General features: G+C 65.2%; 14 protein-coding genes. 4 read left to right on the top strand and 10 right to left on the bottom strand.

The features are described 5' to 3' along the window. Nucleotides 1–43: 43 nt before the first annotated feature. Genes upp through KTJ87_RS03010 form a run of 5 tightly spaced genes read right to left on the bottom strand, consistent with a single transcriptional unit; the run spans nt 44 to nt 4562 of the window. Nucleotides 44–676 carry a uracil phosphoribosyltransferase gene (gene upp, locus KTJ87_RS03030; protein ID WP_267137586.1) on the bottom strand — a complete coding sequence of 211 codons (633 nt, stop codon included), beginning with the start codon at nt 674–676 and terminating at the stop codon, nt 44–46. Between the two features lies 1 nt (nt 677). Beyond that, entirely contained in the window at nt 678–1667 is a 990-nt protein-coding gene (locus KTJ87_RS03025; RefSeq protein WP_267137585.1) for an adenosine deaminase, read from the bottom strand. Then, the gene (locus KTJ87_RS03020) at nt 1664–2860 is read right to left on the bottom strand and encodes a phosphopentomutase (RefSeq protein ID WP_267137584.1); all 1197 of its coding nucleotides are present in this window, start codon (nt 2858–2860) and stop codon (nt 1664–1666) included. Before KTJ87_RS03020 ends, KTJ87_RS03025 begins: the two co-directional genes overlap by 4 nt. Continuing rightward, nucleotides 2860–4167: a thymidine phosphorylase gene (locus KTJ87_RS03015; protein ID WP_267137583.1), complete on the bottom strand. Its 1308-nt coding sequence runs from the start codon at nt 4165–4167 to the stop codon at nt 2860–2862. The genes KTJ87_RS03020 and KTJ87_RS03015 overlap by 1 nt, the downstream gene beginning before the upstream one ends. 2 nt (nt 4168–4169) lie before the next feature. Next, a complete protein-coding gene (locus tag KTJ87_RS03010) occupies nt 4170–4562 on the bottom strand; it encodes a cytidine deaminase (protein ID WP_267137582.1) in 393 nt (130 codons plus the stop codon). A gap of 192 nt (nt 4563–4754) precedes the next feature. Between KTJ87_RS03010 and KTJ87_RS03005 the strand changes: the two genes are divergently transcribed. Beyond that, nucleotides 4755–7040 carry an NADP-dependent malic enzyme gene (locus KTJ87_RS03005; RefSeq protein ID WP_267137581.1) on the top strand — a complete coding sequence of 762 codons (2286 nt, stop codon included), beginning with the start codon at nt 4755–4757 and terminating at the stop codon, nt 7038–7040. A 208-nt stretch (nt 7041–7248) separates the two neighbouring features. Next, nucleotides 7249–9147: a propionyl-CoA synthetase gene (locus tag KTJ87_RS03000; protein ID WP_267137580.1), complete on the top strand. Its 1899-nt coding sequence runs from the start codon at nt 7249–7251 to the stop codon at nt 9145–9147. 76 nt (nt 9148–9223) lie between these two features. Here the strand turns inward: KTJ87_RS03000 and KTJ87_RS02995 are convergent, their stop codons facing one another. After that, nucleotides 9224–9991, bottom strand: coding sequence for an NAD kinase (locus KTJ87_RS02995; protein ID WP_267137579.1), 768 nt, complete (start codon nt 9989–9991; stop codon nt 9224–9226). 192 nt (nt 9992–10183) lie between these two features. Between KTJ87_RS02995 and glyA the strand changes: the two genes are divergently transcribed. Next, nucleotides 10184–11479 (top strand): serine hydroxymethyltransferase, encoded by a 1296-nt coding sequence (gene glyA / locus KTJ87_RS02990; protein ID WP_267137578.1) that lies wholly within the window; start codon nt 10184–10186, stop codon nt 11477–11479. Nucleotides 11480–11539: 60 nt separating this feature from the next. Here the strand turns inward: glyA and KTJ87_RS02985 are convergent, their stop codons facing one another. Further along, complete coding sequence (locus tag KTJ87_RS02985; RefSeq protein WP_267137577.1) at nt 11540–11917, bottom strand: hypothetical protein; 378 nt, start codon at nt 11915–11917, stop codon at nt 11540–11542. Nucleotides 11918–12004: 87 nt separating this feature from the next. Here KTJ87_RS02985 and KTJ87_RS02980 point away from each other — a divergent pair, with 87 nt between their 5' ends. Next, nucleotides 12005–12763, top strand: a complete 759-nt coding sequence (locus KTJ87_RS02980; protein WP_267137576.1) for an alpha/beta fold hydrolase — start codon at nt 12005–12007, stop codon at nt 12761–12763. Here KTJ87_RS02980 and KTJ87_RS02975 read toward each other — a convergent pair whose 3' ends face one another. From KTJ87_RS02975 to lepA, 3 genes are all read right to left on the bottom strand, one after another. Next, nucleotides 12764–12943 carry a CTP synthetase gene (locus KTJ87_RS02975; RefSeq protein ID WP_267137575.1) on the bottom strand — a complete coding sequence of 60 codons (180 nt, stop codon included), beginning with the start codon at nt 12941–12943 and terminating at the stop codon, nt 12764–12766. A gap of 160 nt (nt 12944–13103) precedes the next feature. Next, entirely contained in the window at nt 13104–14342 is a 1239-nt protein-coding gene (locus KTJ87_RS02970; protein ID WP_267137574.1) for a helix-turn-helix domain-containing protein, read from the bottom strand. A gap of 68 nt (nt 14343–14410) precedes the next feature. Beyond that, nucleotides 14411–16213: a translation elongation factor 4 gene (gene lepA, locus KTJ87_RS02965; RefSeq protein ID WP_267137573.1), complete on the bottom strand. Its 1803-nt coding sequence runs from the start codon at nt 16211–16213 to the stop codon at nt 14411–14413. Between the last annotated feature and the right edge of the window lie 130 nt (nt 16214–16343).

Genomic DNA, 16343 nt, shown 5'->3' with positions numbered 1-16343 from the left:
CCCGATCCCCCCCTATCCGTAAAGGGGCGGCCCGAGCGGCGGACTATTTCGTGCCGAACATCCGGTCGCCTGCATCGCCAAGGCCGGGCACGATATAACCCTTTTCATTCAGATGACTGTCGAGGGCTGCGGTGACGATGGGCACATCGGGATGCGCCTCTTTCATCCGCGCGACGCCCTCGGGTGCGGCCAGAAGGCACAGGAACCGGATATCCGTCGCGCCCGCCCCTTTCAGCAAGTCCACGGCGGCGGCAGAGGAGTTACCGGTGGCGAGCATCGGATCGACCGCGATCACCAGCCGGTCGTTCAGCCCCTCGGGCACCTTGAAGTAATACTGCACGGGTTGCAGCGTCTCCTCGTCGCGGTAGAGGCCGACAAAGCCGACCCGCGCGGAGGGGATCAGTTCCAGCACTCCGTCCAGCAAGCCGTTGCCCGCCCGCAGGATCGAGATCAGCGCCAGCTTCTTGCCGTCGAGCGTGGGCGCGTCCATCGGCTCCAGCGGGGTCTCGATCCGCTTGGTCGTCATCCGCAACTCGCGCGTGATTTCGTAGGCGAGCAGCTGGCTGATCTCGCGCAGAAGCTGGCGGAAGACGGCCGTTGGCGTGTCCTTGTCCCGCATGATGGTCAGCTTGTGCTGGACCAGCGGGTGCGTGACGACGGTCAGGTGATCGGTCATGTCAGGCGGCCCCTTCCAGGATTTTCAGCTTGGCGGCGCGCGTGGTCTCGTCGCAGAAGGCGGCGTTCATCGCAGTGCGGTTGAGGTCGAGGAAATCGGCATCCTCCCAGCCGAAGGTGTCAGCCAGCATGTCGAATTCCCGGGTCATCGTGGTGTGGAAGAACGGCGGATCGTCGGTCGATACGGTCACCTTCACCCCCGCCTCGCGCAAAAGCTGGACCGGATGCCGCTGCCAGTCGGGATAGACGCCCAGCGTCACGTTCGACCCCGGGCACACCTCTAGAACGATGCCCTCGGCGGCGATGCGGTCGACCAGTTCGGGATCCTCGATGGCGCGCACGCCGTGGCCCAGCCGCTCCGGTTTCAGATGATCCAGCGTCGCGACGATGCCCTTGGGGCCGCGCCATTCGCCCGCATGGGCGGTCAGCCGCAGCCCCGCCTCGCGCGCCATGTCGAAGGCGTAGTCGAAGTCGCGGGCCTGCCCCGATTTCTCGTCTCCCGCGATGCCGAACCCGGTCAGGAAATCGCCCATCGTCTCGGCGGCGCAGCGCGCGGTTTCCCTGGCCTTGTCCGGGCCGAAATGGCGGATGCAGGTGACGATGCCGCGCATCGTGATGCCGTCCTGCCGCTCTGCCGCCTCGGCCGCCTCGCGGATGGCATGCAGGTATTCCTTCCACGCGCCCACATCGCGGCCACCGCAGAAATCGGGCGACAGGAACGCCTCGGTGTAGATCACGCCCTGCGCGGCGCTTTCGGCCAAGACGGCGCGGGTCAGGCGCTGGTAATCCTCGGGGCTGGTCAGAACGCTGGTAGCGGCCTCGTAGACCTCGAGAAAGTGCCAGAAGTCGCGGTAGGCATAGCTGCCGTCCTCGGCGAAGACGCCGTTGAGGTTGATGCCCCTCTCCTTGGCCATGTCGGCGATCAGGCGCGGCGGGGCGGCACCTTCGAGGTGCAGGTGCAGTTCGACCTTGGGCGTTGCGCGGTGGCTCATAGGAAACTCCGTCCGGCTCCTCGTTCGGAAAGGCCAAGGTGGTGAGCAAGCGTCGCGGCCACGTCGGCGAAATTTATCAGACCTACCTCGCCCAAGTCGGCCCCGTGCACAAGCACCGGCACCCGCTCGCGGGTGTGGTCGGTGCCGCGCCATGTGGGATCGTTGCCGTGGTCAGCGGTCAGGATCGCCAGATCGCCGGGGCGCAGGCGCCCGAGGAAACGCGGCAGCGATTGATCGAACCATTCAAGCGCGCGGGCATAACCGGACACGTCGCGGCGGTGGCCATACAGGCTGTCGAACTCAACGAAGTTGGCAAAGGTCAAGCTGCCCGGCGCCGCGCGGCCTGCCGCGTCCACCAGATGTTGGAAAAGGGCGGCATCGTCGCCCTTCGTCACGTCGTCGATTCCCCGCATCGAGAAGATGTCACCGATCTTTCCGATTGCATGAACCGAACCTTGTGCCGCTTGCACCCAGTCGCAGAGCGTGGGGCTTGGCGGCGCGATGGCAAAGTCCTTGCGGTTGGCAGTGCGGGTAAACCCGCCTTCGGGACAGCCGACAAAGGGCCGCGCGATCACCCGCCCGACCTTCATCTCGTGCAGCGTCGGCGCCAGCGCCCTGCACAGCGCATACAAGCGATCCAGCCCGAAGCTGTCCTCATGCGCCGCGATCTGGAACACGCTGTCGGCGGAAGTGTAGCAGATCGGCCAACCGCTGCGGATATGCTCGTCCCCCAGATCGTTGATGATGACCGTGCCCGAGGCGTGGCAGTTGCCAAGGATGTTGTCGGTGCCTGCTGCCGTGCAGACCTCTGCCACCAGATCGGCGGGAAAGGCCGGGGTCGCCTGCGGGAAATAGTGCCAGTCCCACGGCACCGGCACCCCCGCCAGTTCCCAGTGCCCCGATGGCGTGTCCTTGCCTTGCGACAACTCGGTCGCCGCCGCCCAAGCGCCCCGCGGCACGGCATCCAGCCCCGGCGTCGCATCCCCCGAGGCCAGCCGGATCGCCGCCCCCAGCCCCATGCCGTCCATGTTGGGCAGGTGGAGCGGACCGCTGCGCCCCTGTTCCGCGTCGCCCCGCGCACAAGCCTGCGCGATATGCGCCAGCGTGTTCGCGCCCGCGTCGCCGAAAGCCTCTGCATCGGGCGCGCCGCCGCACCCGGCGCTGTCGAGCACGATCAGAAACGCGCGGGCCATCAGCAGACGCTCCGGTAGGTGATCGGCGGCAGGTCGGGCAGCGTATCGCCAAGGATGATCGCGTATGCCACCGCATCCGCCGCCGCCTCTGCATCCTGTTCGCTTGCCGCGTGGACCATCGCGAGCAGATCGCCGGGCGCAACCTCGTCGCCCAGCCCGACGATGGACGACAGCCCGACAGAAGGATCGATGCGGTCGCCGGGGCGCAGCCGCCCCCCGCCCAGCCGCACCACCGCCTCGCCCAACGCGCGCCCGTCGATGGCGGTGACATAGCCGCGCCGCGTCGCCGCGATGGCCACCTGCACGCGCGCGCCCGGCAGGCGGTCGCGCCAGCGGTCCACGAAATCGGCAGGGCCGCCCATCTCGGACACCATCTTGCCAAAGCGTTCGGCGGCAGCGCCGCTGGCGATGGTCTGCAGGATCAGCGCCGCGCCTTCGCGCCGGTCGTCCGCCATGCCCGCAAGCCGCAACAACTCTCCCCCCAGATCCGCGGTCAGATCGCACAGCGCCGAGGCCGGATCGCCCTCGGTCAGCGCCTGCATCACCTCCATCACCTCAAGCGCGTTGCCCGCTGACGGTGCGACCGGCTGGTTCATGTCGGTGATGAGCGCCGATGTCCGGCACCCTGCCCCGTTCGCGGTCGAGACCAGCGCCTCGGCCAATGCCACGGCGTCGTCCATCGTCTGCATGAAGGCGCCCGATCCCAGCTTGACGTCCAGCACCAGCGCCTCGAGCCCCGCCGCCAGCTTCTTGGACAGGATCGACGCTGTGATGAGATCGAGGCTGTCGACCGTCCCGGTCACGTCGCGCACCGCGTAGAGGCGCTTGTCGGCGGGCGCGATGTCGGCACTGGCGGCGACGATGGCGCAGCCCGCCTGCTCCACGATCCGGCGAAACCGCGCCTCGTCCGCCTCGACCTTCAGCCCCGGGATCGATTCCAGCTTGTCCAGCGTGCCGCCGGTATGACCAAGCCCGCGCCCCGAGATCATCGGAACATAGGTGCCCAGCGCCGCCAGCGCAGGCGCCAGCAGCAGCGACACGCAATCGCCGATGCCTCCGGTGGAATGCTTGTCGATCACCGGCCCCGGCATATCCCAGCGCAGCACCTGCCCGCTGTCGCGCATCGCCAGCGTCAGGGCGACCCGCGCCTCGGGCCGCAGGCCGCGCGTGCACACGCCCATGGCAAAGGCCCCGGCCTGTTCATCCGTCACGCCGCCATCCGCCAGCCCGCGCGCGAACCAGCCGATCTGGTCTGCGGTCAGCGCCTTGCCCGCGCGCAGGGCCGACAGGACCGTCCGGGCGTCCAAGGTCAGCCCTTGTCCATGTGCGCGCGCACGAACACGCCGGGGATCAGGTCGGCGATGGCGGCGCGCGTCTCGGCGCCGTCGGTGGTGGCCATGGTGATCTGTGCCAACGGCCCGGCGAATTCCGCCAGCTTCTGGCGGCAGCCGCCGCAGGGCGGCACAGGATCGGGGCTGTCGGCGATCACCGCGACCTCTGCGATCACCGTCTCGCCATCGGCGATCATCGCCGCGATCGCCCCCGCTTCGGCGCAGGTGCCTTCGGGATAGGCGACATTCTCGACGTTGCAGCCGACATAGACCTTGCCGTTGGCGCCCAGGATCGCCGCGCCGACCTTGAAGTTGGAATACGGCGCATAGGCGCGGTCCCGCACCGCGCGGGCGGCTTCCGTCAATGACATCGCAGGCGTTCCTTCATCCAGGGCCAGCATTCAGGGCCAGTCGGTCAAGCCTGTCTCGCAACAGCGCGCAAGGCAAGGTGTCCCGTCGCGTCCCGTTTACGCTTGACCGGCAAGATCGGCGATGTGCATGGGGATTGCAGCGACCCGCAGGGCGCGGGATAGTCGTTCAACGTTAAACTATCGGGCGGAACCATGAACTCGAACGATCTCAGGCAGGACGCATTCCGCGACACGGCGCTGCGGTATCACGAATTCCCAAGGCCCGGCAAACTGGAGATCCAGGCGACCAAGCCGCTTGCGAACGGCCGCGACCTTGCGCTGGCCTATTCGCCCGGCGTCGCCGAGGCCTGCCTTGAAATCAAGGACGATCCGCAGAACGCCCGGCGCTACACCACGCGCGGCAATCTTGTCGGCGTCGTCACCAATGGCACTGCGGTGCTCGGTCTTGGCAACATCGGCGCACTGGCGTCCAAGCCGGTGATGGAAGGCAAGGCGGTCCTGTTCAAGAAGTTCGCCAACATCGACTGCTTTGACATCGAACTGGACGAATCCGACCCTGAAAAGCTCGCCGACATCGTCTGCGCGCTGGAGCCGACGTTCGGCGCGATCAACCTTGAAGACATCAAGTCGCCCGATTGCTTCATCGTCGAACGGATCTGCCGCGAGCGGATGAACATACCCGTCTTCCACGACGACCAGCACGGCACCGCCATCGTCGTAGGCGCCGCCGCAACGAACGCCATGCGTGTCGCGGGCAAGGCCTTTGCCGATATCAAGATCGTGTCCACGGGCGGCGGCGCCGCCGGCATCGCCTGCCTCGACATGCTGCTGAAACTTGGGGTCCAGCGAAAGAACGTATGGCTGTGCGATCTGCACGGGCTGGTCCACGAGGGCCGCGCCGAGGATATGCCCGAGCAGAAGGCTGCCTATGCCCAGCCGGGCGGTCCGCGCACGCTGGCCGATGTGATCGACGGCGCCGACCTGTTCCTTGGCCTCTCCGGCCCGAACGTCATGACCCCGGACATGGTCGCGCGCATGGCCGAGCGCCCGATCATCTTTGCGCTGGCCAACCCCACGCCCGAGATCATGCCCGATGCCGCGCGCGCCGTGGCCCCCGACGCGATCATCGCCACCGGGCGCAGCGACTACCCGAACCAGGTCAACAACGTGCTGTGCTTTCCGTTCATCTTTCGCGGTGCGCTGGACGTCGGTGCGACGACGATCAACGACGAGATGAAGATCGCCTGCATCGAGGGGATCGCCGCGCTGGCCCGCGCCACCACCAGCGCCGAGGCCGCCGCCGCCTACCAGGGGGAGCAGCTGACGTTCGGGCGCGACTACCTGATCCCCAAGCCGTTCGATCCGCGCCTGATGGGCGTCGTCGCCAGCGCCGTGGCGCGCGCTGCGATGGACACCGGCGTCGCGACCCGCCAGATCGACGATCTGGACGCTTACAAGAAGCAGCTCGACGGCTCGGTGTTCCGCTCTGCCCTCATCATGCGCCCGGTGTTCGAGGCCGCCGCCACCGCGAACCGCCGCATCGTCTTTACCGAAGGCGAAGATGAACGCGTCCTGCGCGCCGCAAACGCGATGATCGAGGAAACCACCGATGTGCCGATCCTGATCGGCCGCCCCGAGGTGATCGAGGCCCGCGCCGAGCGCGCCGGCCTCGCGATCCGCCCCGGCACCGATTTCGAGCTGGTGAACCCAGAGAACGACCCGCGCTACCGCGACTACTGGACGACCTACCACGGGCTGATGGAACGGCGCGGCGTGACCCCCGATCTGGCGCGCGCGATCATGCGCACCAACACCACCGCCATCGGCGCGGTGATGGTGCATCGCGGCGAGGCCGACAGCCTGATCTGCGGCACCTTCGGACAATATCTGTGGCACCTGAACTACGTCAGCCAGGTGCTCGCCACCGACGGGTTGCACCCCGTGGGCGCCCTGTCGCTAATCATCCTCGAAGACGGGCCGCTGTTCGTCGCCGACACCCAGGTGAACCCCGAACCGACACCCGCCGAGATCGCCGAAACCGTGATCGGCGCGGCACGGCACGTCCGGCGCTTTGGCCTTTCCCCGAACATCGCGCTGTGCTCGCATTCGCAGTTCGGCAACCTCGACATCGATTCCGGGCGCAGGATGCGGGCCGCGATCGACCTGCTCGATGCCGCACCCCGCGATTTCGCATACGAGGGCGAGATGCACGCCGATGCCGCGCTTGACCCCGAACTGCGCGCGCGCATCTTCCCGAACGCGCGTCTGCAGGGGCCCGCGAACGTGCTGGTCTTCGCCTCGACCGATGCCGCGTCCGGTGTGCGCAACATCCTCAAGATGAAGGCGCGCGGTCTCGAGGTCGGGCCGATCCTGATGGGCATGGGCAACCGCGCCCATATCGTGACCCCGTCGATCACCGCGCGCGGGCTGCTGAACACCTCCGCCCTCGCCGGAACGCCGGTGGCACATTACGGCTGAGGGCTGGGCGCGACAGCGGGTTTGCAAACGGCCCATGCCAGGTGCGCGCGCGGCAAAGCGTGTCCGACTTTGCAAAGCTAGCCGCACAGCGGGCACCGAATTCTGCAAATTTCGCGCCCGGTGCGCCCGGGTGCGGCGCTAACACGCTTGCCGCGCCGCCAAGCGGGGCCTTACACCTGACCCGTCACGACGGAGGAGGAGAGCGGTCATGGCGACGTATGCCGAGGTCTATGAAGCGTGGAAATCCGACCCCGAGGGGTTCTGGATGGAACAGGCGCAGGTGATCGACTGGGTAGAGCCTCCGTCCCGCGCGCTGTTCGACAAGAACGCGCCGCTTTATGAATGGTTCGTCGATGCCAAGGTCAACACCTGCTGGAATGCAGTCGACCGCCACGTCAAAGCCGGGCGCGGCGATCAGGCGGCGCTGATCTACGACAGCCCGGTGACGGACACCAAGGCGACGATCACCTATTCCGATCTTCAGGACCGCGTTGCGCGGCTTGCCGGTGCGCTTCAGGCGCAGGGTGTCGGCGTCGGCGACCGCGTCATCATCTACATGCCGATGATCCCCGAGGCGGTGGTGGCGATGCTCGCCGCGACTCGCATCGGGGCGATCCACTCGGTCGTCTTTGGCGGCTTCGCGGCGCATGAACTGGCCGTCCGGATCGACGATGCGACACCGAAATGCATCATCGCAGGCTCTTGCGGGATCGAGCCGGGGCGCGTCGTCCACTACAAACCGCTTCTGGACGGCGCCATCGAACAGGCGCGGCACAAACCCGAGTTCTGCGTCATCCTGCAACGCCCGCAGGGCATGGCGGACCTGACCGAAGGCCGCGACCACGACTGGGCCGATTTCGCGGCCGATGCGCCCCATGCCGATTGCGTCCCGGTGCCGGGCGATCACCCCGCCTACGTCCTCTATACCTCGGGCACTACCGGCCAGCCCAAGGGCGTCGTGCGCCCGACCGCGGGGCATCTTGTGGCCTTGCAATGGACGATGAAAAACATCTTCAACGTCGATCCGGGCGAGGTGTTCTGGGCCGCCTCGGATGTGGGCTGGGTCGTAGGTCACAGCTACATCTGCTATGCGCCGCTGATCGCGGGCAACACCAGCGTCCTGTTCGAGGGCAAGCCGGTCGGCACGCCCGACGCAGGCACGTTCTGGCGCGTGATCTCGGAACACAACGTGCGGTCCTTCTTTACCGCGCCGACCGCCTTCCGCGCGATCAAGCGCGAGGACCCCAAGGGCGAATTCCTCAAGCCCTACGACATCTCGTGCCTGCGCGCGCTGTATCTCGCAGGTGAACGGGCCGATCCCGACACCATCACATGGGCGCAGGACCTTATGGGCGTGCCGGTGATCGACCACTGGTGGCAGACCGAAACCGGCTGGCCCATCGTCGCCAACCCGATGGGGATCGAGGCGCTGCCGGTCAAGATCGGCTCGCCCTCCGTGCCGATGCCGGGGTGGGACGTGCAGATCCTCGACGAGGCGGGACACGAGGTCGCGCCCGGCACGCTGGGCGCCATCGCCGTCAAGCTGCCGCTGCCCCCCGGCACGCTGCCGACGCTGTGGAATGCCGAAGACCGGTTCCGCAAGGCGTATCTCGACCACTTCCCCGGCTATTACGAGACGGGGGATGCGGGCATGAAGGACGAGGACGGCTATCTGTGGATCATGGCGCGCACCGATGACGTCATCAACGTCGCGGGGCACCGGCTGTCCACCGGCGCGATGGAGGAAGTCCTGGCCAACCACCCGGATGTCGCCGAATGCGCCGTGATCGGGGTCGCGGATGAGCTGAAGGGGCAGTTGCCGATGGGCTTCGTCTGCCTGACCAAGGGCGTGAACCGACCGCACGAGGAAATCGCGAAGGAATGCGTGGCGATGGTGCGCGATCAGATCGGGCCCGTTGCGGCGTTCAAGCTGGCCGTGGTGATCGACCGGCTGCCCAAGACCCGTTCGGGCAAGATCCTGCGCAAGACGATGGTGCAGATTTGCGACGGGGCCGAGTTCAAGGTGCCAGCGACCATCGACGATCCGGCGATTCTGGACGAGGTGCGCGCGGCCGTGGGCACGCTGGGGTATCCCAAGGGGGCGTGACGGGACGGCGGGCGGGGCGTCTTCGCGGCGGATGCCGCGAACAGCGCCGCGCGCCGGCCCCCTCAAGCGCGGTTGGTCAGACGAACTGCTCGCGGATCAGGCGTTCTTCCAGCCCGTGACCGGGATCGAACAGCAACCGGTGCCGCACGTCCGGGTCGCTGATGATCTCGACCGACACCACGGTGCCGACGCTGCGCGCATCGGCATCGGCCATCACCGGGCGCTTCTCCGGCTCCAGCACGTCGATCCGCACCCGCGCGGTGTCGGGCAGCAGCGCGCCGCGCCAGCGACGCGGGCGAAACGCCGACATCGCGGTAAGCGCCAGAACATCGGCGTCGATGGGCAGGATCGGCCCGTGTGCCGAGTAGTTGTAGGCCGTCGATCCGGCGGGCGTGGACAGAAGCGCGCCGTCGCAGACCAGCTCTTCCATGCGGATGCGGCCATCGACCGAGATCTTCAGCTTGGCCGCCTGCGGACCAGAGCGCAGCAGCGACACCTCGTTGATCGCAAGCGCCGCGTGTTCCTGCCCGTCCATGCCCATCGCCGTCATCGACAGCGGGTTGATGACCGTCTCCTCGGCCGCCTCCAGCCGGTCCCACAGGTCATGGGCGTGAAACTCGTTCATCAGAAAGCCGACGGTGCCCCGGTTCATCCCGTAGACCGGCACATCGAGATGCATGGTGCCGTGCAAGGTCTGAAGCATGAACCCGTCGCCGCCCAGCGCCACGATCACGTCCGCCTCGTCCAGCGTCACACCGCCATACGCCTCGGCCAGGGTGGCCTTGGCGTGCTGCGCGATCTCGGCCTGGCTCGCCACGAAGGCGATGGCGGGGCGGTTGGCCATTTCGGTCCTTCCGAAAGGTTTCGCATACGTCATCCCGCGTCACATCTGGAAACACAAGCGCCGATCCGCGCCCCTCGAGGTCGTCCTCTGCCGCGCGGATCGCCACATCTGCCGCTTTCAGCCTTTCATGGCCACGGCGATTCCCTTAGATACCGCGCATCCCAGACAGCCTTTCAAGGGGGACCAAGGCCCATGAACGCACCGCACCGCGACGACGGCTTCTTTACCGAACGCCTTGCCGACCGCGACCCGGAGCTTTTCGGCGCGATCACGTCAGAGCTGGGCCGCCAGCGCGACGAGATCGAGCTGATCGCCTCCGAGAACATCGTCTCTGCCGCCGTGATGGAAGCGCAGGGTTCGGTCATGACCAACAAGTATGCCGAGGGGTATCCCGGCCGCCGCTATTACGGCGGGTGCCAGTATGTCGACATCGCCGAGGAACTGGCGATCGACCGCGCCAAGCAGCTCTTTGGCTGCGGCTTTGCCAACGTGCAGCCGAATTCGGGCAGCCAGGCGAACCAGGGCGTGTTCACCGCGCTGCTGAAACCCGGCGACACCATCCTCGGGATGAGCCTCGATGCAGGCGGGCACCTGACCCACGGCGCCAAGCCCAACCAGTCGGGCAAGTGGTTCAACGCCGTCCAGTATGGCGTGCGGCAAGACACGCTTGACGTCGACTACGACCAGATCGAGGCGCTGGCGCTGGAACATCAGCCGAAGCTCATCATCGCGGGCGGCTCGGCCATCCCGCGCCGTCTGGATTTCGCCCGGTTCCGTGCCATCGCCGACAAGGTCGGCGCGCTGGTGCTGGCCGATGTCGCGCATTACGCGGGCCTGATCGCGGCGGGCGTCTATCCCTCGCCCTTCCCGGACTGCCACGTCGTGACCACGACCACCCACAAGACCCTGCGCGGTCCGCGCGGGGGCATGATCCTGACCAACGACGAGGATATCGCCAAGAAGGTCAACTCGGCGATCTTCCCCGGCATCCAGGGCGGTCCGCTCATGCATGTGATCGCCGCCAAGGCCGTTGCCTTCGGCGAGGCGCTGCGCCCCGAGTTCAAGACCTACCAGGAACAGGTGGTGAAGAACGCCGCCGCGCTGGGCGAGGCCCTGATGGCGGGCGGTCTGAACCTTGTGACCGGCGGCACCGACAGCCACCTTCTGCTGGTCGACCTGCGCCCCAAGGGCGTCAAGGGCAACGCCACCGAAAAGGCGCTGGGCCGGGCGCACATCACCTGCAACAAGAACGGCATCCCCTTCGACACCGAAAAGCCGATGGTCACCAGCGGCGTGCGCCTTGGCACGCCCGCGGGCACCACACGCGGCTTTGCCGAGGGTGAATTCGCCCAGATCGGCCGCTGGATCACCGAGGTCGTGGACGGGCTTGCCGCCAGCGGCGAGGACGGCGACAGCGCCGTCGAGGCCCGGGTCAAGGCCGAGGTGATGGAGATGTGCGCGCGGTTCCCGATCTACCCGGCGCTCTGATCCGCCCCCCATCGAGACGACAGGCCGGCGCGGAGGCCATCCCCCGCGCCGGTTCGCGTTTCAGAGGTAGCCGCGCCAGACCAGCACGGCGACGACGATCACGAACATCACCAGAAGATCGAAGGCCACGAGAGCGGCAAGGTTCAAGAGCCGCCTGCGCCTGCGCTCGGCAGGATCGACCTTGGCCAGGTAGCGTGACACGGCGCTGAAATCCTTCTCGATGGCGCCCGGGTCCATCCGGCTGGCAAGCTTGGGGTGCGCCGACAATTCCTCGGCATCGGCCAGCCGCTCGATCGAGGCGCGCACGTCCCAGGGCAGCAGCCTGCGCGTGCGTTTCAGCTTGGCGCGCAGGGTCTTGCCGCCGACGCCAAGCTTTTTCTCAAGCATCCGCGCGATCAGGTCGGCCTTGTCGGCCGCAAAGCCCATCTGTTGCGCCAAGTGCCGCCCCCCAAAACCAGACGGTGCGACCTTAGCGAGCATCCGGGGCGCTGGAAACCCCGCCAACATGCGTCTAGACCAAGGGTCATGCTGACCCGGATCGACCACCCCTCTGACGGCGCCGCGCGCCCGCTTCTCATCGCCCACGGCCTGTTCGGGTCGGCGCGCAACTGGGGCGTCATCGCCAAGCGCCTGTCCGACCGCGGCCCCGTGGTGGCGGTGGACATGCGCAACCACGGCGACAGCCCCTGGACGGACAGCCACGGCTACGACGACCTTGCCGCCGATCTGGCCGAGGTGATCGAGGCCATGGGCGCGCCGATGGACGTGCTGGGGCATTCGATGGGCGGCAAGGCGGCGATGGTGCTGGCGCTGATGCAACCCTCCCTCTTGGGCAAACTCGTCGTCGCCGACATCGCGCCGATGGCCTATGGGCACAGCCAGATGCAGTACATCGACGCGATGCGCGCGGTGGACCTGTCGGGGATCGAGCGGCGCTCGGACGGCGAGGCGCTGCTGGCGCCGCATGTCGCGGACAAGGGGCTGCGGGCGTTCTTCCTGCAATCGCTCGACGCCGCGCAGAAGCGGTGGAAGCTGAACCTCGACGTGCTGGCCGCAGACATGGACCGCATCACCGGCTGGCCGGACACGCCGGGCACATTCGACGGCCCCGCGCTGTTCCTGACCGGCGCAGACAGCGACTACGTCCCGCGCAGCGCGCGCGATCAGGTCCGCGCACAGTTCCCCGACGCCCGCTTCGCGTCGATCCCCGGCGCGGGCCACTGGCTGCACGCCGAAAAGCCGCGCGACTTCGAGGCGGCGGTGCGGGTGTTCCTGGACCTGTGATCAGCGCAGGATCTGCCGCGTGACGATCCACGTCGCGGGGATCGCCAGCACGAAACCGATCCCGACCGCGATGAGGATGGGCTCAAGCGTGTCATGCCCCATGGTCAGCGCCGCAACGAAGGCGGAGCCCGCAAGGGTGGTGGCCACAAGGCTGAACAGGATGGCCGCAAGGCGTAGCATGTGAAGTCTCCCGGAAGGCGCGCGTCTGGGGGGAGACTAGCGTGCAGGCGGGATGGGCGGCTTTGCGCTGGGTCAAGTCGGGGGCACGGTCTGGGGCGTTCAGGCGGAGATGAGCACAGCGTTCCGGCGGCAAGCACTTACTAGACACACATTCTTTAAATTAATCGTCACCCAACTTTGGAAGTATTGGGAAAGCCTGCCTGAGCCTTCTATAAATAGAACGAATAGTTCCAGGCGCGATTTGATCCATAAGACCCAAAATAGATGCCAAGCTTCCAATTGCGCCAAGCGCTGCAGGATTCAAAACAACAAAGAGTGAAGAAAAGAAAAGTATTCTCCCAATATAAATAGAACCACTCTTTACCGCCTCCAATCGACGCCTACGAAGAACGCCGCGCCTAAATTCGTCTGCTGTAAATACTTCAGCCTCTCCAATATCTCGCACCTCCTTCCCAATATCACGGAGCAAAGTTGGTATATCGCTGTCAAAGACTGGCTGACCATCACCATTTACCGTGCTCTCAATAAGGTCTGCGGCATCATAAAAATGATCCGCAGAAGTAACACCCTGAGATTCGTCTTCGACAGGCATTGCCTCCACTTCTTGAGCCTTGGCCAATGCCTGCCTAAAGTATAATCTCATCAAATCGATATGATCTTTATTAAATCCGTCGATGGCGACCTCGTCCCATCGGTTTACAGCATGTCTCACATCGTCATCTTGTGTCTGACGCGCTATTGTATCTCCTAAGCGGTGAAGCAATCTAGGATTGGGCTCTTGATTTGAAGCGTGAGTTCTGTACTCATCAAAGTATCTGACAAAATTTTCTGAGTTGAGATTCGAAAATCTGTCTACAGAATCCGAAATCAGTCGAGCTTGCGTTGCCAGTGAGGCAAGGAGATTCCTCTTGTCCTCTTCAAGTTCCTTCTGGTCTCGGACCCGATCATCTGATTGAAACGGAATGGGAACTATTCTGTTGCGCGCCTTGTCGAATTCAAAGTCAGTGATCGCCGCGTTTAGGATCGAATTGTCCAAGCCACGACGCGTAGAAACTGCATCGAATTCGATCTTTATACCAACCCTGCTGGCCAATCCATTGATGCTAGACTTCTCTTCTTCCAAAACGGTACGAGAAGCTGATAGTAGACGCCGCCTATACCCAGTATTTGGATACGTTATTCCACGTTCCCAATTCCCAATAGTGCCCTGCGCCACCCCAACGAGATGAGCCCATTCAGATTGAGATCGAGTCGAGTTCCTAAATCCAAAGAATAGATGACGATCAAACACGTCATCAGATTCCAACCTTTCAACAAATTCTTGATAACGCGAAACGCGCTCAACCCATATCGCTCTTAGTCTAGCCGACGGGTTGCTCGAACGTTTCTGAATGGCCAATTCATGTATCCTTAGAAATTCTTCCAACCAGAGGATACGAGCTTTGCAGTCCTGATCAAAGCTCTTTCTTAGCTATCCATCTTCAGCGCGTTGATGAACGCCTGCTGCGGGATCTCAACCTTGCCGAACTGGCGCATCTTCTTCTTGCCGGCCTTCTGCTTTTCCAGAAGCTTCTTCTTCCGAGTCGCGTCGCCGCCGTAGCACTTGGCGGTCACGTCCTTGCGCAGCGCGGCGAGCGTCTCGCGGGCGATGACCTTGCCGCCGATGGCGGCTTGGATCGGAATCTTGAACATGTGGCGCGGGATCAGCTCTTTCAGCTTTTCGCACATCGCCCTGCCCCGCATCTCGGCGCGGTCGCGGTGGACCATCATCGACAGCGCGTCCACCGGCTCGTCGTTCACGAGCACGGACATCTTCACGAGGTTGTCCTCGCGGTAGCCTTCGATGGCGTAATCGAACGACGCATAGCCCTTGGTCACCGATTTCAGCCGGTCGTAGAAATCGAACACCACCTCGTTCAGCGGCAGGTCATAGACCGCCATCGCGCGGCTGCCCGCGTAGGTCAGATCAAGCTGGATGCCGCGCCGGTCCTGGCAAAGCTTCAGCACATCGCCGAGGTATTCGTCGGGCACGAGGATCGTCGCCTTGATACGCGGTTCCTCGATATGCTCGACCGTGGCAGGGTCGGGCATGTCGGCGGGGTTGTGCAATTCGCGCATCTCGCCGTCCCGCGTGAAGATGCGGTAGACCACAGAGGGTGCCGTGGTGATGAGGTCAATGTCATACTCGCGTTCCAGCCGGTCGCGGATGACTTCGAGGTGCAGAAGCCCCAGGAACCCGCAGCGGAAGCCAAAGCCAAGCGCGGCCGAGGTTTCCATCTCGAAGGTGAAGGACGCGTCGTTCAGCGCCAGCTTTTCGATGGCGTCGCGCATGTCCTCGAAATCGTTGGCGTCCACGGGAAAGAGGCCGCAGAAGACCACGGGGATCGACGGCTTGAAGCCCGGCAGCGCGGTTTCGGTCTGGCGCTTTTCATGGGTGATGGTGTCGCCGACGCGGGTGTCGCGCACCTGCTTGATCGAGGCGTTGAGATAGCCGATCTCGCCCGGGCCCAGTTCGCCTACCGAGGTCATGGCGGGGCGGTAAACGCCCACGTCGTCCACGTCATAGGTGCCGCCGGTCTTCATCATGCGGATGCGGTCGCCCTTTTTCAGGACGCCGTCGATGATGCGCACGATGACGATCACGCCGAGATAGCTGTCGTACTTGCTGTCCACCAGCATCGCCTTGAGCGGCGCGTCGCGGTCGCCGGTCTTGGGCGGCGGCAGGCGGGTGACGATCGCTTCCAGCACGTCGGGGATGCCGAGGCCGGTCTTGGCCGAGATCAGCACGGCATCATGCGCCTCGATCCCGATCACGTCCTCGATCTGTTCGCGCACGCGGTCAGGCTCTGCCGCCGGCAGGTCGACCTTGTTCAGGACCGGAACGATCTCGTGATCGGCGTCGATGGCCTGGTAGACGTTGGCCAGCGTCTGCGCCTCGACGCCCTGGCTGGCGTCCACCACCAGAAGCGAGCCTTCGACGGCGCGCATCGAGCGGCTGACCTCATAGCCGAAATCGACGTGCCCGGGGGTGTCGATCAGGTTGAGAACATAGGTGTGGCCGTCCTTGGCGGGATAGTCGATCCGCACCGTGTTGGCCTTGATGGTGATCCCGCGCTCGCGCTCGATGTCCATGGCATCGAGCATCTGCTCTTTCATGTCGCGTTCGGCGACGGTGCCGGTCAGCTGGATCAGCCGGTCGGCAAGGGTGGATTTCCCATGGTCGATATGCGCGACGATGGAGAAATTGCGGATATATGCGAGCTCGGTCATTGCGCGGATATGCGGCTGTTTTCGGCAATGGTCAATGGGACGTGGCGCGGCGCCGCGTGCCGCAGGCGGCGTTGGCAGGGAACTGTGCCCCGCGTCGCGGGATTGTCATGGCAATGGCCGATCAAGGGCC

The sequence above is a fragment of the Anianabacter salinae genome, from assembly GCF_019061145.1.
Taxonomy (GTDB): domain Bacteria; phylum Pseudomonadota; class Alphaproteobacteria; order Rhodobacterales; family Rhodobacteraceae; genus Anianibacter; species Anianibacter salinarum.
Note: the sequence above shows the minus strand (reverse complement) of the source record. Positions and strands in the feature narration are given on the sequence as shown.